General features: G+C 69.6%; 8 protein-coding genes and 2 pseudogenes. 8 read left to right on the top strand and 2 right to left on the bottom strand.

Annotated elements, in window-relative coordinates:
* Nucleotides 1-13 precede the first annotated feature (13 nt).
* From VGR06_RS18135 to VGR06_RS18125, 3 genes are all read left to right on the top strand, one after another.
* On the top strand, nucleotides 14-1,297 hold the full coding sequence (locus VGR06_RS18135) for a tyrosine-type recombinase/integrase (protein WP_327560270.1): 1,284 nt from the start codon (nucleotides 14-16) through the stop codon (nucleotides 1,295-1,297).
* Nucleotides 1,298-1,894: 597 nt separating this feature from the next.
* A complete protein-coding gene (locus VGR06_RS18130; RefSeq protein ID WP_327560269.1) occupies nucleotides 1,895-9,181 on the top strand; it encodes an SDR family NAD(P)-dependent oxidoreductase in 7,287 nt (2,428 codons plus the stop codon).
* On the top strand, nucleotides 9,178-10,779 hold the full coding sequence (locus VGR06_RS18125) for an aldehyde dehydrogenase family protein (protein WP_327560268.1): 1,602 nt from the start codon (nucleotides 9,178-9,180) through the stop codon (nucleotides 10,777-10,779). The genes VGR06_RS18130 and VGR06_RS18125 overlap by 4 nt, the downstream gene beginning before the upstream one ends.
* 10 nt (nucleotides 10,780-10,789) lie before the next feature.
* Here the strand turns inward: VGR06_RS18125 and VGR06_RS18120 are convergent, their stop codons facing one another.
* A complete protein-coding gene (locus VGR06_RS18120) occupies nucleotides 10,790-11,470 on the bottom strand; it encodes a hypothetical protein (protein ID WP_327560267.1) in 681 nt (226 codons plus the stop codon).
* A 199-nt stretch (nucleotides 11,471-11,669) separates the two neighbouring features.
* Nucleotides 11,670-12,506 carry a hypothetical protein gene (locus VGR06_RS18115; RefSeq protein WP_327560266.1) on the bottom strand — a complete coding sequence of 279 codons (837 nt, stop codon included), beginning with the start codon at nucleotides 12,504-12,506 and terminating at the stop codon, nucleotides 11,670-11,672.
* Nucleotides 12,507-12,684: 178 nt separating this feature from the next.
* Between VGR06_RS18115 and VGR06_RS18110 the strand changes: the two genes are divergently transcribed.
* From VGR06_RS18110 to VGR06_RS18090, 5 genes and pseudogenes are all read left to right on the top strand, one after another.
* Complete coding sequence (locus VGR06_RS18110; protein ID WP_327560265.1) at nucleotides 12,685-12,981, top strand: hypothetical protein; 297 nt, start codon at nucleotides 12,685-12,687, stop codon at nucleotides 12,979-12,981.
* Nucleotides 12,982-13,541: 560 nt separating this feature from the next.
* Nucleotides 13,542-13,850 (top strand): annotated as a pseudogene (locus VGR06_RS18105) (ABC transporter permease subunit); the annotation flags it as partial.
* A gap of 85 nt (nucleotides 13,851-13,935) precedes the next feature.
* Nucleotides 13,936-14,772, top strand: coding sequence for a M15 family metallopeptidase (locus tag VGR06_RS18100; protein ID WP_327560264.1), 837 nt, complete (start codon nucleotides 13,936-13,938; stop codon nucleotides 14,770-14,772).
* Between the two features lie 458 nt (nucleotides 14,773-15,230).
* Entirely contained in the window at nucleotides 15,231-16,577 is a 1,347-nt protein-coding gene (locus tag VGR06_RS18095; protein WP_327560263.1) for a site-specific integrase, read from the top strand.
* Nucleotides 16,578-17,278: 701 nt separating this feature from the next.
* Nucleotides 17,279-17,613: pseudogene (locus VGR06_RS18090) on the top strand (IS701 family transposase); the annotation flags it as partial.

Raw genomic sequence — 17,613 nt, 5'->3', positions numbered from 1 at the left:
GGTGGTGACCACCATGAGAAAGACCAGGTTCGTCGGAGTGTTCCAACGCTGCCCCAGCGAGTGCGCAGCGCGCTGCCGAGGCCACGGGTTCTGCTACTACGTTGAGCTCGGGCGCGGGCCTGACGGCCGCCGCCGTCAGGTGACCAAGGCGGGATACGCCAGCGCTGCCGACGCGGCCGCGGCCAGGGCCAAGGTGGTCGACACCTATCGTGCTGGCCGGTGGCCGGCGCACCCGTCGATGACCGTGGGGGAGTGGCTGCAGCGGTGGTTCGCGGCCAAGATCACCGCTGGGGCGCTGCGGCCCACGACCGCCCGCTGCTACCGCCAACAGCTCAACGACTACTTGATCCCGCGGCTGGGATCGGTCCGGCTGTCCCGGCTGCGTGCCACAGACATCACCACCCTGTACGCGGCCATTGTCGCGGAGCGGACGAAGGCGATCGAATCGGCGGATCGCCTGCAGGAGCGGGAGAACGCCGAAGCTGTTGCTGCTGGTCGGACGCCGCGCAGGATCGACCGTCCACGATCGTTCGGCCGGACTTCGGTGGCCCGGTTGCACGGAACCCTGCACGCCGCGTTGAACGCCGCGGTGCGCGCCGGTGAGATCCCGACCAATCCGGCCAGGTACGCCGAGGCGCCTCGGCGCACGCGGGCCAAGGTCCGGCCGTGGAGCCCGCAGGAGTACGGCGCGTTCCTGGACTACCTGCAGGACACCCACGACCCCATGGCCGCCCTGTTCCGCGTGGCGGGCCACACCGGACTACGCCGAGGCGAGCTATGCGGCCTGCGCTGGGAGGATGTGGACACCCAGCGGCGCGTGCTGGTGGTCCGTCGGCAGATCCTCGACATCGGCGCCGGCTTGACCGTCGGCAAACCCAAGACCCGCAGTGGTGAAGACCGCATCGTCGACCTCGACCGCGGCACCGCGCGCATACTCCACCTCCTGCGCCTACGGCAACGGCGCGACCAACTTGCCGCCGGCACTCAAGACAGTGGCTATGTGTTCACCGGCCCGGATGGCCGGCCCTGGCATCCCGCGACCGTGTCGCACCGGTTCCGGCGGCTGGCCACCCAGGCTGGCCTGCGTCGATGCCGCTTCCACGACCTGCGTCACCTCTCCGCGTCGCTGCAGCTGGCCGCCGGGGTGGACATCGCCATCGTGTCCAAACGCCTCGGCCACTCCACCTACACCATCACCGCCGACACCTACTGCCACCTGCTGCCCGGTGTCGGCCGAGCAGCGGCCGAAGCCGCCGCGCGCATGGTGCCGCGGCGCAAGCATCCGAACGCTGCCTAGCAATTCCCTAGCAAACGCCCGAAATGATCACGGGCCGAAGCATCGACTCGGCCCGTTTCCGCTGGTAAGAAGGGTGCGCCGCCAGGGACTCGAACCCCGAACCCGCTGGTTAAGAGTTGATTCTGCTGCGGCAGGCCCGTGTTGCGGACAGTCCGAGTGGGCAGTGAGGATTACCCATGAGTAGGGGCCTTCGTAACCGATGATCGCGCGAGTTAGCGATACGCTCGCGTCCAGCTGAGCCCCTGGTGCGTGCTCCGTGATCTCTACCGTGTCAATGTAGATCAACAAGTGTCGTGACCTGCAGGAATCTGACTCCTGCAGATCACGACACGTCTGTTGAGAGCTGTTGTGCGTCGTTCAGGTCAGCTCAGCGCATCCGAGGGCTCCCACAATGCTCCCAACCTCCGCTCCCAGTGGCCCCGGCTGCAGGAGAATCGACGCCTGTCGTGCACAGCGCCCCACGCAGGTTCGATCCTCAGCGGGCCACCACGCAAACCATCGACGGCGGCGACGAGCCCTGTAAGCGGGCGCGTTCTGCCGCGCTGGTCGTAGGGCGACAGCGTCACCTGATCGGTTGGTGATTGCGGTGCGGTGTGGATGGGCGCCCCTCTGGTGCTCGACGATCGTTTGGTGCTGGACAGGATCGCGATTGTGGGCGTGGCGTGCCGGTTTCCGGGTGGTGTCGGGGATCTGGACGGGTTGTGGTCGGTGCTGTCCGAGGGGCGTGAGGTCGTCGGCGCGCCGCCGCCGGACCGCTTCGACGTCGAGCGGTTCTGGGACGCCAATCAGATACGGCCGGGCAAGTCGTACACGTTCGCCGGCGGGTATCTCGACGACGTGGCCGGGTTCGACGCGGACTTCTTCGGGATCAGTCCCCGGGAAGCGCTGAGCATCGATCCGCAGCAGCGGTTGCTGCTGGAACTGGGTTTCGAGGCGCTCGACGACGCCGGGATCGCCCCGGGCTCGCTGGCCGGCACGGACGCCGCGGTGTTCGTCGGCGTGTCGGCGCCGGACTACGCGGGGCAGCACCTCGCGGCGCCCCAGACGATCGGCCCGTACACGAACTCCGGCGCGGCGCTGTCCAACACGGCCAACCGGCTCTCCTATCACCTCGACGTGCACGGTCCCAGCTTGAAGGTGGACACCGCGTGCGCGTCATCGCTGAACGCGGTGCATCTGGCGTGCGAGCATCTGCGGCACGGTGGTGGCCGGGTCGCGTTCGTCGCGGGCGTCAACCTGCTGCTCAACCCGCTGACCTATGTCGGGTTCGCGAAGGCGGGTTTCCTGTCGCCGACGGGTCGCTGCCGCCCGTTCTCGGCCGCCGCCGACGGGTACGTGCGTGCCGAGGGCGGCGGGGTGCTGGTGCTCAAGCGCCTGGCCGACGCGCTCGCCGATGGTGACCGCGTGCAGGCCGTGATCGCGGGGTCGGGCACGAACAGCGACGGCCACACCACCGGGCTGGTGCTGCCCAGCGGCGAGGCGCAGGAGGCGTTGCTGCGCCAGGTGTACGAGCGGTTCGCGCTCGACCCGGACGATCTCGCGTATCTGGAGGCCCACGGCACCGGCACGCCGATCGGGGATCCGGTGGAGTGCCGCTCGATCGGCAACGCGCTGGGCACGCACCGGTCGGGCGCGCCGCTGCCGGTCGGGTCGGTCAAGGCCAACCTGGGCCACCTCGAGCCGGCGTCGGGCATGGCGGGGTTGTGCAAGGCGATCCTGGTGCTGCGGCACGGCGTGATCCCGCCGACCCCGAACGCGAGCCCGCGCAGCACCGCGATCGACTTCGACGGGCTGGCCCTGACACCGGTCGAGCAGCAGCGCCCGGTGGCCGGCCGTCTGGTGGGCGTCAACTCGTTCGGATTCGGCGGGGCGAACGTGCACGTCGTGCTGGACGAGCCGCCCACGGCGCGGCCACCCGCGCGGACACCGGCCGCGGTGCCGGTCGTCGTGTCCGCGCACACCGAGGTGGCACTGGCCGAGGCGGTGTCCCGGATGGACGAGCGCCTCGCCGGGTGCCCGGATTTCGCCGACCTCGCCTACACCTCGTTCCAGCGCCGCGGCAAGCACGCGTACCGCCGCGCGGTGCTCGCGGCCACCGCGGACGAGGCGCGTCACCGGCTGGCCGAGCAGGTCGCGCCGCGGCAGGGCACCGAGCGCGGCCGCGTGGCGTTCGTGTTCTCCGGGCACGGCGCGCAGTGGCCCGGGATGGCAGCCGAGCTGCTCGACACCGACCCGGTGTTCACGCGGACGGTCGCCGAGATCGACGCCGCCCTCGAACCGCGCGTCGGCTGGACCGTCACTGGTGAGCTCCGCGCGGCCGACTCGCGGATGCACGACACGAGGGTGGTGCAGCCCGCGCTGTTCGCGGTGCAGGCGGGTATCGCGGCGACGCTCGCCGAGCGGGGCCTGCGCCCCGAGGCCGTGTACGGGCACAGCGTCGGCGAGATCGCGGCCGCGTTCGTCGCCGGGGTGTACGACGTGGACCAGGCCGTGGAGCTGGTGGTGGCGCGCAGCCAGGCGCAGGCTCGCACCGCGGGCACCGGCAGGATGGCCGCCGTCAACCTGGGCGCGGCGGACATGGAGAGGCTGCTCGGCCGCTACGACGGGCGCGTGGAGGTCGCCGGGATCAACAGCGCGAACGACGTGACGGTCGCCGGTCCGGCCGAGGATCTGCGTGACCTGGCCGACCGGTTGGCGCAGCGCGAGGTCTTCTGCCGCCTGCTGGATCTGGACTACCCGTTCCACAGCGCGGCGATGGATCCGCTGCGCCCGTCGCTGCTGGACGCGCTGACGGATCTTGCGCCCAAGCCCGCGACCGTCGAGTTCGTCTCCACCGTCACCGGCGCCCCGCTCGCGGGCGAGGAGCTGGACGCGGGGTACTGGTGGCGCAACGTCCGCGAGCCGGTCCGGTTCGCGGACGCCACCGGCCATCTGATCGGTTCGGGGTTCGACACGTTCGTCGAGATCGGGCCGAAACCGGTGCTCCAGACCTACCTCAAGCGCGCCGCCGGTGACACCGTGCTCGCCGTGCTTCCGACGCTCACCAGGTCCGATTCCGGCCCGAAGGCGGTGCGTGCTGCGGTGGAGTCCGCGCTGGCCGTGGGCGTGCCCATCGCGCCGGAGCGCTACTTCTCCCGGCCTGGCCGGGTGGTGCGGCTGCCCGCGTATCCGTGGCAGCGTGCGCGGTTCTGGCTCGGCGGCAGCCACACCTGGGCCGGGGTCACCGCCCCGGCCGATCACGTGCTGCTCGGTGACCGGGCCGCGGTGTCCGACCCCACCTGGCAATCCACTGTGGACCCGGCGCGGCTGCCGTGGCTGACCGGGCACCGGGTGGCCGGGACACCGATCATGCCGGCGGCCGGGTACCTGGAGATGGGCTGGGCGGCCGGGCAGCTGGCGCTGGACGGGCCCGCGGAAGTGCGCGAGCTGCAGATTCCCAAGCCGATGGTCGCGCCGGACGACGAGTCCGCCCTGCCCCGCATGCAGGTGTCACTGTCTGAAGAGGACGGTTTGTTCCGCGTCGCTACCCGTGCCGCGGAGGGCCGGTTGTGGCAGACCCACGCGCGGGGCCGGGTGCGGCGGCGGGTCGCCGCGGCCCCGCCGGCGCTTGACCTCGTGGCGTTGCGCACACGGTTCGCCGAGCGCGGCGAGTACGTCGAGGCCGAGACCCACTACGCCGACGGCGAGCGCCTCGGCCTCGTCTACGGCCCGGAATTCCTAGTCGTGTCCCGGCTGTGGGTGGACGGCATGGAGGTGCTGGCCGACTATGACTGCGGCCACCTCGACCTCACCGGGTTCCACGCGCATCCGGCCTGGACCGACACCGCCCCACAGCTCGCGATCCAGCTCGGCCGGATCCTCCACGGCCACGTCGCGCACGAGGACTCCTACCTACCCGTCGCGATCGGCACCGCACGGCTGTGGGGAACGCCGGCCCGGACCGGTGCGGTGTACTTCCGGTGCCGCACGGTCTCCGACACCTGGGCCTCGGCCGACATCACGATGACCGATGGCACCGGTGCCGTCCTGCTGGAACTGCTCGACTTCCGGTTCCTGCGGATCGGCAACCCGGCACGTCCTCCCGTCCGGCGCCAGCACACCGAACTCCGCGCCGCCCCGCGCGGCCGGGCGCCCGCCGCCGAGGTGGCCTGCCGCCCACCGCGAATCGCGGCGCCGCCGGATCCCGGACACGACGAGCGCCGACGGCGGCAACTCGTTGCGACGGCGGCTTTTACCGTGCGCGCCTTCGCCACGTTGCTCGGCGGCGAGGAGGTGTTCTTCACCGACGATCTGCTCGCCGCCGGGGTTCGGCCGGAGTTCACGCGGCTGCTCGACCTGCTGACCGGCCTGGCCGCCGAGCACGGTTACCTGGAGTGGCGCGGCGAGTTCCAGGGTCGCACCCGCTGGCGGCTCCGCGCCGCCGAGGAGCCCTCGGTCGCCGGCCTGGTCGCCGACTTTCCTGAGTACGTAACAGGACTGACCCTGTTCGGCCGCTGCGGGCTACACCTCGCCGAGCTGCTGCGCGGCGAGCGGAACCCGCTGGACATCCTGTTTCCCGCGCATGGCAGCGACACGCTCACCCACTATTACGACCTGTTCCCGGTGCTGCGCCCGCACAACGAGGCCGCGGCGGAGGCCATGCGCGCGCTCGTCGGGGCATGGCCCGCTGACCGTCTACTGAGGATTCTCGAGGTCGGCGGCGGCACCGGCGGGCTGACCGCCGCGTTGCTGCCCGTGCTGCCACCGGAGCGCACCCGGTACGTGTTCACCGATGTCTCGCAGTTCTTCCTCGCCCCGGCCCAGGTGCGGTTCGCGGGGTACGACTTCGTCGAGTACCGGACGCTGGACATGGACGAGCCGGACGCCGAGCCGGGCACGTTCGACGTGATGGTCGCCGGAAACGCGTTGCACGCGGCGAAGGACGTGCGGGCCGCGCTGCGCGGGCTGGCGGAGCTGCTGACCGACCACGGGCGCCTGCTGTTCGTCGAGGCGCACGATCCGGCGTTGCTCGCGCTACCGTTCGGCCTGGCACCCGGGTTCTGGTCGATGACCGATCTCGGCCTGCGTCCCGCCTCGCCGTTGCTGTCCGCGCGACAGTGGCGGGATCTGGTGTCCGGTAACGGTTTCCGCGATCCGCGCACCGTGCTCGAAGCCGGCTTGTGCTCGGTGGCGACGGCGACCAGGATCCCGCGTCCCACGCCGCCGGCGGACCCATCGCCCACCGCGGCGGGCCGCCGTGTGCTCGTCGTCGCTGAGGACGGCACGGAATCCGAGCGGGCCGCCGAGCTCGCTACCCGGCTCGCCCAGCTGGGCGCGGACGTCGTGCGGATGAGCGCGGACATCGACCCGGCAGGCTGGCTCACCGCGCCCGGCACCGACGTGGTGCTGCTGCTGGGCGAGACCGGTGTGGACCCCGCGGCTGCCGTCGACGCCACCATCCGGCGGTTCGAGCTCGTGCGGGCGCTCGCGATCAGCTCGGCGGACCTACCCTCAGGCACGAACGCACGGTTGTGGCTGGTCAGCGGCCCCGCCGGGGTCAATCCGGCGCCCGAGCGCGCGACCGACCCGGTCGGTGCCACGCTGTGGGGCGCCACCCGCGCGGTCGCCTGCGAGCACAGCGTGCTGGGCATCCGGCGGGTCTCGGTCGAGCGTGACGTCCACGTCGATCGCCTGGCTCGCGAGGTGCTGGACCCCACCGCGGAGGACGAGGTGGTGCTCACCGCGTCGGGCCGGTTCGTGCCACGGCTGCGCGACCTGCCCCCGGCACCGGCAGGCGACTCGCCGTACCGGCTGACCGTGCGCGACCCCGGGCCCGCCTACCGGCTGGCGTGGGTGGCGATGGACGTGCCCGAACCGGGGCCGGGCGAGGTGGTCGTCGAGGTGCACGCGGCGGGCGTCAACTACCGCGACGCGCTGATCTCGGTCGGCATGCTGCCCGGCTGGGTCGTCGAGGCCGGGGTGGGCGGCATGCGGCTCGGCGGGGAGCTCGCGGGCCTGGTCACCGCGGTCGGGCCCGGCGTGACCCGGTTCCGGCCCGGCGACCGGGTTTTCGGCTCCGCGCCGGCCGCGTTCGCCTCGCACGCCGTGACGAACGAGAACCTGGTGGCGCTCGTGCCGGACGGAATCGATCTCGCGTCCGCCGCGACGATGCCGGTCGCGTTCGTGAGCGCACACTACGGCCTGCGCCACCTGGCCCAGCTCGCCGAGGGCGAGGTGGTGCTGGTGCACGGCGCCGCGGGCGGCGTGGGGCTGGCCGCCGTCCAGTGCGCGCGGGCAGCGGGCGCCACGGTGATCGCCACCGCGGGCACCGAGGAGAAACGCGACTTCCTGCGGCTGCTCGGCATCGAGCACGTCTTCGACTCGCGCGGCCCCGGTTTCGCGGCCGGCGTGCTCGCGGCCACCGGCGGGCGCGGCGTGGACGTCGTGCTCAACTCGCTCGGCGGCGAGCTCATCGGCCGCAGCCTCGAACTGCTGCGGCTCGGCGGCCGGTTCGTTGAGCTCGGGAAGCGGGATCTCTACGGCGACCGGAACGTGTCGCTGTACCCATTCCGCGACAACATCAGCTACTTCGTGGTGGACATCGACCAGCTGGCGGCGCACCGCGTCGAGCAGCTCAGCGCCGCGTACGACACGATCCAGAAGCTGATCCGGACGGGAAACCACCGGCCCATCCCGTACCGGGCGTTCCCCGCCACCCGGATCGCCGAGGCACTGCGGAGCATCCAGCATTCCCGGCACATCGGCAAACTGGTCGTCACCTTCGACCGGCGGCCGCCGGTGGAACGGGCCGCCGGGCCGCGCTTCACGCCGGACCCCGAAGGCACCTACCTCGTCACGGGCGGCGCGGGCGGTTTCGGCGCGGAGACGGCACGCTGGCTTGCGGACCGCGGGGCGCGGCATCTCTCGCTGGTGAACCGGCGCGGCGCGGCCGTGCCTGGTGCCGAGGAGGTTGTCACCGAGCTGACGGCGCGAGGCGTCACGGTCTCCGTGCATGCCGCGGACGTCACCGACGAGGCGGCGATGCGTGCCGTCGTCGCGGCCATCGACGGCGGCGGTGCCCCGCTCCGTGGCGTGGTGCACGCGGCGATGGTGCTCGACGACGCGTCGATCGCCGATCTGACGCCGGAGAAGTTCCGCGCGGTGCTCGCGCCGAAGCTGGCGGGCGCGCTGGTCCTCGACCGGATCACCGGCGGCCATGAGCTGGACCTGTTCCTGATGTTCTCGTCGGCGGCGGCCGTGGTGGGCAACGCCGGTCAGGCCGCCTACTGCGCCGGGAACCTGTACCTGGAAGCGCTTGCCCGTGCCCGCCGGGCCCGGGGACTGGCCGGGCAGGCGATCGCCTGGGGCGCCCTCGCCGAGGCCGGATACATGGCGCGCAACGAGACCGCGGCCGGCACCATCGTCCGGGCCGGTCTGACGCTGATGCCGCTGCGCCAGGTCCGTGCCGCCCTGGACGATCTGGTGGGCGGCCCGGAAGTCTCGGTGGTGTGGAGCCACGACGGGGATTTCCTGCGCAGGCTGTATCCGCACGTGACCACACCGCGGCTCGGCGAGCTCACCGGCGGCGAGCACATCGAGCACGACGAGCACGACGACCTGCTCGACCGCCTACGGCAGGCAGGAGCAGAGGAGGCGATCGCGCTGACCGCCGACTCCATCGTCGCCACGCTCGCCGAGGTGCTCGGCGTCGCACCGGAACGGATCGACCGCAACCGGCCGCTGGACCAGATCGGCGTCGACTCGCTGATGGGTGCCGAGCTGATCACCAAGATGCGGCGTCGACTCGGCCGGGAGATCCCGGTGATGCGGGTGATCGCCAGCGGTGGGATCGACGACCTCGCCCGGTCACTGGTCACCTACTTCAAGACCGAGGAGGCCCGATGACCACGTCCGTCTACTTGAGACACTTTCCGCTGTACATCGGTGGTGAGCGGATCGACACCGGCGAGCGGGCCTACGGCCTGAGCGTGCGTGCCGTGCTCGATCCGGCGGGGCAGGAGACGGCGACCCTGTTCCGCCTGCTGCGTGCGGGCACGGAGGAGGAGTTGCACGCTCATCCGCACGTGCTCTGCTCGGTCGCACTGTCCACATCGGAGCACGGCGAGGCCGCCCTGACGGCCGCGGCCGGCGCGGCGGCCCAGCTGCGCGCCCGCACGCTGGACGATCGTCTCGCGGTGGTGGGAGCCCTGCGCGAGCGGTTCCTGGCGCATCGCGAGGAGCTGTGCGGGATCCTGCGCATGGAGGGCTGCCCGCGGCTGCTTGCCGAGGCGCAGCTCAACGCGGTGCTCGACGCGGTGCGGCCGGAGAGCCTGGAGCTGGCGCGTTCCTTGCTGCGGCAGGAGATCCGCACGCCCCGGCACGCGATCACGTTACAGCGGCAGCCCGACGGCGTGGTCTGCGTCGACCCGCCCGCGAGCTCGCCGCTGTTCGGGCTGGTCGCGTCGCTCGCGCTGGTCGCGGGCAACAGCGTGGTGATTCGCGTGCCGCGCAGTTGCGTGAGCTCGCTCAGCTACGCGCTGCACACCATCGCCATCCCGGCGCTGGAGGAAAGCGGGCTGCCCGCGGGCGCGCTGAACATGCTGTGCGCCGACCAGGAGGTCACCATGCGGCAGTGGCTGGACAGCCCGCTGGTGAACTCCATCTACTACTTCGGGTCCAGCGACTACGGGCTCGCGCTGGAGCGCAAGTGCGTGGAGCGCGGCAAGCGGCCGATCCTCGAACTGTCGGGCAACGACGGCGTGCTGGTGTGGCGTGACGCCGACCTCGACCACGCCACGGCCGCGCTGCTGGAGTGTTTCTACGCCTCGGGCCAGACGTGCATCAGCCCCAAGCACGCCCTCGTCCATCCGGCCGTCGCCGGGGACCTGCTCGACCGGCTGCGTGCCGCGGCGTCGGAGCTGCGGCCAGGCGACCCGGTGTGTTCCGACACCGTGCTCAGCCCGGTCCTGCGCGCCACCGCCTTCCGCCGCTGCCTCGACGACGCCCTGCGCGCCGGCGCCACGAAGATCTGCGGCGGTGGCCGCATCGATGTGCACGGTGAGCCCGATCCCGAGGGGCTGTTCATCGAGCCGACCGTGCTGCGGGTGGATGGGCTCGACCTGGCCGGGACGATCGACGCGGTGCGCGGTGAGGCGTTCTTCCCGTTGCTGCCCGTCGTGGTGCCCGACGACGGGCCGGACCTGCTCGACCGTGCCATCGCCTTCCTCAACGGCAACGCCTACGGTCTGCGGAACTCCTTGTGGGCCAAGGATCCTGCGGTGATCGAACAGTTTACGACCACGGTCACCAACGGCGGGCTGCTCAAGGTCAACGACTCGCATCTGGCGCACGTGCCGTCCGTGCCGGGCCTCGGCGGCACCGGCCACAGCGGCGGAACCCACGGCGAGGCCGCGTACCCGTTCCTGCGCGCGAGCCGCCTCCAAGCCGTCGCCGTGGCGATCACCGGGACGCATCCCCGTGACGCGCTGCTGGGCGCGAGCTGAGGGGACGGGCTCAGCGGCCCAGCGGCAGGAGCTGGGCGGGGAGCGGCCACGCGGTGCCCACGCCCGAGGCGGTGAACACCGGATCGTTCACCGTGAACAGGGCGACGCCGAAGGCTTCCATGACCGCGTCCACGGCGTCCTGGGTGGGCTTGACCGGGACCCCGTTGCTACGGAGCGTGGTCGGCTGACCAGGCGCGCCGGGCAGGACGTCCAGCCGGACCGTGCTCGGGTCCGCGGAGTAGAGCGGCAGCTCCCCGACCCACTGGTCGTCCACCTTCAGGAACGCGAAGATCAGGCCGTCGGGCACCGACCCCCGGATCTCGGTGACCTCCATGCGGGCCGTGGAGTTGACCAGCACGACCCCGCCCCGCAGCCGGCCTATGCCCCGGCTGGGCTGCCCGGTGCGGGTGATCGTGGCCGTGGCGTACTCCGGGGTCAGCTTGACGCCCACCACGGAGTTCCCGTCCGCCCCGGTGATCGTGGTAGCCGGGGCGACCGCCTGCACCTCGATGGCCTGAGACGCGAGCCGGTTGAGCGCGAGCTCGGTGAGCCGCAGCTCGCTCAACCCGCCGAGCACGGTGAAAGCCGGATCGACGGCCGCGTCCGCGACCCCGGCCCCAGCCCCGGCAAACTGGGCGGCGAAGGGCGCTGCCATGGCGCCGCTGACGAAAACACGTCGAGTGACCGTCATCTCCCGAGTGTCGCATATGGACGCGGTCCGGCCGCGGCAAATAACCCGAAAGAAGGATGCCAGTCAGGGTGACGCCAGGCCTCAGCTGCCCAGTGACGGACCCAATTTGTCACCGGTGAAGCGGAAGTGATCTTCGATTCGTTGACCGACTCACGCCGGGTTCTCTGGACCGACAGGTCCGTCGATCTGGTGCCATCGTTTAGGACCAGTACCAGGAAAGCAGTTCCTGGGTGATGTGCACCGGACGGCAGCCCAACTCGGTCGAGCGGTACCCGGTCGCCGCGATCACGCACAGGTCGTAGTCGCCGGGGAAGATGAACTGCCCCGGGTTCTCCGGATCTATCGAGGGACCCGTGTCTTCGGGACCGTCCGTCTCGAACCCGTGGTTCGGCCCGTACTGTGGATAAGCGACTCCGACGTCGGGCCGGTTGAGCGTGGGCTGTGCCGTGCCGAAGGTCCAGTACCACGCGTGGTCACGGGGACCCAGCTGGAATTCAGCGTGGACCGATCCTCCGGGCGTCGGGTTGATTGCCCAGCCCGAAATGTGCAGCCAGTTGCCGGAGGTCACCTCGACGATGTCGAGCGCGCCGAACGGCGCCTGCTGGCCACCGCCCGGCGGCGGGCCGCAGGTGATGTTCACCGAGGCGCTGCCGACGACACCGCTGCCAATCGGCGGGAAGTAGCCGCTCGGGAAGACGACCTCGCCGGTGGCGATCGCTAAATAGGTACCGGAGACGCACGGCGCGCTCGCGGTGACACCCCAACCGAGCACGAACGGCACGGTCTGGCGCCGGCTCGCCACGAGCACATTGTTCCGGTACAGCTCCACGGAAACGGAGATGAAGTCCACCGGATACGAGCAGATCACCAGCCCCGAGGCGGACACCTCGGCGAACCCGTCTGGCCCGCGCGGATTAGAGACATCGAGATAGCAGACGATGACGTCAGGCGGGTTGGAAGCGGGCCCGATGCGGGTGCCGTTGGACGTCACCGCACCGCTTCGCGTCGCCCGCAGCGTTGCCGACGCAGCTGTCAAGCCGTACCCCGGTACTACATGAGCACCCGCATCGCCCGCGGCGGTGGCGGGTGCCGTCGGCGCGACGGTCACGCCGGCCGCCATGAGTATCGCCACGGCAGTGGTCCGGATTCTGTGCCGTTTCTTCATAATTGAAGAATAGCCTTGATATCAAGGTCGGCTATTCGGGTCAATATGAATGGGTCATCCAGCCTATTTCCGTCCAGTCGGGCCGCTGTTTCGCTCAAGCCTGGTGCACGACCGCCGCCACCTGCGGGTGGATGTCACGCTAGTCGAACTGCAGGACCGCCACCTGCTCCTGATGCACGCCAGCTTTGCCGAAGATCTTCAGCTCTTGTCTGAACGCGTGCCCGCCCGCAATCGTGTCCTTCCGGATGCGATGTGGTGGAAGAACGGCATGACTGGCGGATGGAGCCTCACTGCGCTGGCGATCGAGACAACCGCCACAGCTGCTCGGGCTTTGGTCGCCCTCTAGCATCGAGCTTTCGTGATCTTGACCGGATGATCTTGGTTTGAGCTGCGTTGATCTTTGTGTTGCCCGATGGCTGGTGGGGGCGGGACTGGCCACCCGCTCAGCTTGTTGGGTGGCGGAGCGCCGGCAGCGGCGCGGTCGAGGATGTCCATCAACGCCACCAGTGTTTCAGGCTCAGCCGCTCCGGCGGGCTCGACCTGGCTGAGCGACAAGTGGATGTTCCGCTCGGCCAGCAACGGCCGTAGATCGCTGGCGGAGTACATGCCGCATGGTCGCAGTCAACTCTGTCTGTCGCTGGCCAGACCCGGTTGCCGCGTTGGACGTCGCCGCGCCGGTGATGCTGCTGGCCATAATCGAAGATAATCACCAGACACTGCCGTGCCGTCGCCCCCAGCGCAACGAGGTCAACCCCCACCGAGCACGTCACATCGTGCTCATCCCGCCCAGTCCGCGACGCGGACGTTCTTCCATCTACCGGAGTCCATGACCTACCTCGGCAGCACCACCTGGATCGGGTCCCGGCGTCCATCTGGATCTGCCTGGCGCTGTTCGCCACCGGCGTCGTGGTGCTCGGCTTCACCAGCCTCGGCCGCTCGCTCTACGCCGTCGGCGGCAACATCGACGCCGCCAAAGCCGCCGGCATCCGCACCGACCGCGTCCTGATCGGCGCACTCGTCGCGGCGAGCCTGCTCGCCGCGCTCGGCGGCCTACTCCTGTCCGGCCGGCTCGCCTCCGTCGCCGCCGCCCAAGGCAACGGCGCCATTTTCACCGTGTTCGCCGCCGCCGTCATCGGCGGAGTCAGCCTCAGCGGCGGCCGCGGCACCGTCCTCGGCATCCTGCTGCTCTACCTCATCCAGAACGTCCTCACCCTCGCCGGCGTACCCGCCCAATGGATCGGCGCCCTCAACGGCGCCATCATCCTCATCGCCCTCGTCCTGCCCCGGATCACCAGCGATCGTGCTCGACCTGCACGAGCTGCGCGACCTGCAGACCTTCTTCAACCGCTGCGCCGACCGGGTCCGGCACGTGCGGCGCACCGTCGCGGACATCGAACACGATCTGGCGCCGGCAACGGCGGCGCTCAAGGACACCGCACTGGCCAGTCTGATCACGCAGACCTTCGCCTTTCTCCAGTCACCGTCCGCCCTGCCCGCGGCCGAGGAACGGATGGACGGGCACGCCGACTTCGTCGAGCGGGTTCGCCGGCTAGCCGAGCGTGCCGACGGCGCCGACGGCAAGTGGACCCGGGCGGACGCACTACGCTTCGCCACCAGCATCGGCCGCGCCGACCGGGCCGAGCGCGCTGTCCTCGAGGCGTTGATCCTCGGCACCGTCGTCCGTCACCGCGGCGACCTGGGACAACACCTGCACCGTGGTCACCACCACCATTCCACTGCTGGCACACCGGGAAGCGTTGACACCTCACAGTTACGAAACGGCCATGTGCCAGCGAGCAAACTGTCCTCGGTCGGCGACGGCGAACAGATGCTCACGCCGGCCGCCCGGCAGTTCCGCCGAATGGACGCCGCGGCCCGGGCCGCCGGCCTCGACCTCCACGTCAATTCCGGATACCGAACCTATGCCGAACAGGCAAGCCTGTACCGCGACTACCAGAACGGAACCGGCAACCTCGCGGCACCGCCCGGCCGGAGCACCCACGGGCTTGGCCTGTCCGCGGACATCAGCGTCGCGAACCCAAAAGTGCTGGCCTGGCTACATGCGAACGCAGCAAAATATGGCTTCGTCAACGACGTACCGAGCGAGCCATGGCACTGGACCTATCGACCCAAATGACCAACAGGCGGATGGGGTGCAGTACTGGACTTGCTGGTCAGAGAGGCTTCGGCCCCCAATCGTGCTATCACTACTCCGGCTGGTAGAGCCATCCTGGCGCCGGCAAGATCTTCCGCTGTGGTACTCGGGCGCCGTATCCGTTCCACCGGTCAGCTTCATGCTTGACTAGGCACGGCACCCCGGATAAGAGCTACATGTGCGTCCGGAGATGCGATTAGGTGATCACGGTATAGGAGGTGACGATGATGGGTTATTCGCGTTTACGGGTGGGACGAAGTGGGCGTGTTCGGTGGACGGCTTATTACTGGGATGTGCGGGGTCGGGAGCGTTCGGCGGGGACGTTTGGTCGCCGCCGAGAGGCGGATCGAGCGTGGCAGCGGGCGGAGGCGAAGGTTATCGAGGGCCGGTTTGTGGATTTGCGGAGTGGTCGCCAGTGTTTCAGTCGGTATGTTCAGTTGGTGTGGCTGCCGAGCCATGTGGTGGAGGCGAATACTCGGCAGAGTTACACACATATTGTGGAGCGTTATCTGCTTGCCGAGTTCGGCTCGATGCGCATGAACGAGATCCTGCCCGCGCATGTGCGGGACTTCTTCCGTCGGTTGCAGCAAAGGGGATCGTCTGCGTTCACGGTGCAACGGTGTCGCACGGTACTCGGCGCGATCTTCACCACCGCGTTGAACGATCGGGTGATTTTCCTGCACCCGTGCACCGGGGTGCGGACACCAACGGTTCCTGTCGCGCCGCTGCGAATCCTGACCCCGGACGAGCTCGAAGCCATCATCTCGGCGCTTCCGGACAAGCGGTGGCGGTTGCTGGTGGAGGTGGCGATCGGATCGGGGCTGCGGTGGGGTGAGTTGGTCGAGTTGCGGGTCGACGCCCTCGACGCGACCACCGGGATGCTGACCGTGGCCCGCACTGTAGTGGAGCTTCGACCCCGATTTCACCCGGATGGTGGGCGGTTCCAAGTGAAGGACTATCCGAAGAACCAGCACTATCGTCGCCTATTGCTCGATGCCGCGCTGGTAGAACTCATTCAGCAGCATATCGTTGACAACGGGCTGCAACACGGAGAGCTCCTATTCGCGGCCCCACAGAGCAAAACGGCCCACCCGATAGCGCCACCTGTGGGCGGTGCGACCGCGCCGAATCAAGCGGGACGTTGTTACCGGCATGGCACGATGTCGGGTTACTCGGCTGGTGGATGCCGATGCGAACACTGTCGGGCGGCCTACGCCTACTACCGGGCGCTGCGGCGGGCAGCGGGTAAGGACCGGCCGCCGGCGGGGCGGCACCTGCCGCGGGACTTCTTCCGGCAACAGGTCTGGAAACCGGCGCTGGCCGCGGCAGGGATCACCCGGCGGATCCGGTTTCATGATCTGCGACATGCGCACGCTTCCTGGCTGGTCGCCGGTGGGGCGGATCTACAGACCGTGCGCGAACGACTCGGCCATGCCAGCCTGCGTGCAACGGAGAAATACCTACACAGCCTGCCCGGCACCGACTATGGCGCAATCGAGGCACTGGCCCGTATCCGTCACCGGACGACAACCGCCACGCCAGCTGTCGACCATGCCCGTCCACAGCTGATCAGGTCGATGCGGGCTCGACCGGCGGCGATTGGGCGAGGGCAGCGTGCGCGTAGACGCATCGCTGGCGGTCGCGCGAACGTTCAGGCCGCGTTACGGGGCAAGCAGGACCGTGGGCGATCGCCGGCCAACGGTACGTCGAGGGCCCACGCTGACCATGTAATCGAGCGGGTCCTGTACCAGCTGTTGTCGGCGACGCGTGAAATTCCGCGCCGTTGACGCACCGGCGTCGATGCAGTTGTTCCGGTCAACCGACGGTCAAACGATCATCGAAGGGAACGAGCCACAAGACCACCCTTTGAGCGTCGATGTGGTTCAAGTGGTGAGTCTAGGAGACCATTCGCGCACAACACGCAGCCACGGCGCAGCCGAATGAGATGGCAACGCCCACGGTCAAATCACGGTCAAACAGCCGACCGGTCTGCCAGCAGCGAGTGCCGGCAGGCCGTCTGACCTGGGAAGATTGTGGTGGGCGATACTGGGATTGAACCAGTGACCTCTACCGTGTCAAAAAACGTAGATCAACAAGCGCCGTGACCTGCAGAAATCTGACTCTCGCAGGTCACGGCACGTCTGCTGAGAGCTGTTATGTACCGTTCAGATCTGTTCAGCGCATCCGAGTGCTCCCACAATGCTCCCAACCTCCGCTCCCAGCGGACCCGGCTGCAGGAGCATCGACGCCTGCCGTGCACAGCGCCGCGCGCGGGTTCGATCTCGGCAGGCCGCCACGCAAACCATCGACGGCGGCGACGAGCCCCCTAGTACGGCAGCCGCCATTCGGGTTGTGACCTGCGGGGAAGGTGTGGCTGGGGGCCGGTGGTGGCATGGGGCAGCCGCCTGTTGATCATGTGTTTGTGAAGACATCAGGATCGCAGGCGGCTGCGGCCGTCAGGATAGGTGCTCGGTTGGCAGGGCGGAAGCTGGGTGAGTTGACCGAACGGCTGCGTTGGTGTTTTCGGCGGGTTGAGCCGTTCGTGCAGGCCGGTAAGTACGTGCGGGCGGTGATGAGCGAGCTGCCCAAGCGGAACGGGTGGACGGTTGCCGAGCATGTCGGGGACCGGAGGCCGGACAAGACGCAGCGGCTGTTGAACAGGGCGTCGTGGGATGAGGCCGAGGCGATGGCCGAGATCCGGCGGTTCGCGGTGGCCGGGCTGGAGGAGGCGGCCCGCAAGGCCGGGCGCAGGCGCGGGAAGCTGGTGATCGGGGCGCTGGATGAGACGGGACAGCAGAAGAAAGGCGAAGCCACTGCGGGTGT

The organism is Actinophytocola sp. (assembly GCF_036002505.1).
Classification (GTDB): domain Bacteria; phylum Actinomycetota; class Actinomycetes; order Mycobacteriales; family Pseudonocardiaceae; genus DASYTH01.
This window is presented reverse-complemented; position numbering and strand designations above follow the sequence as displayed.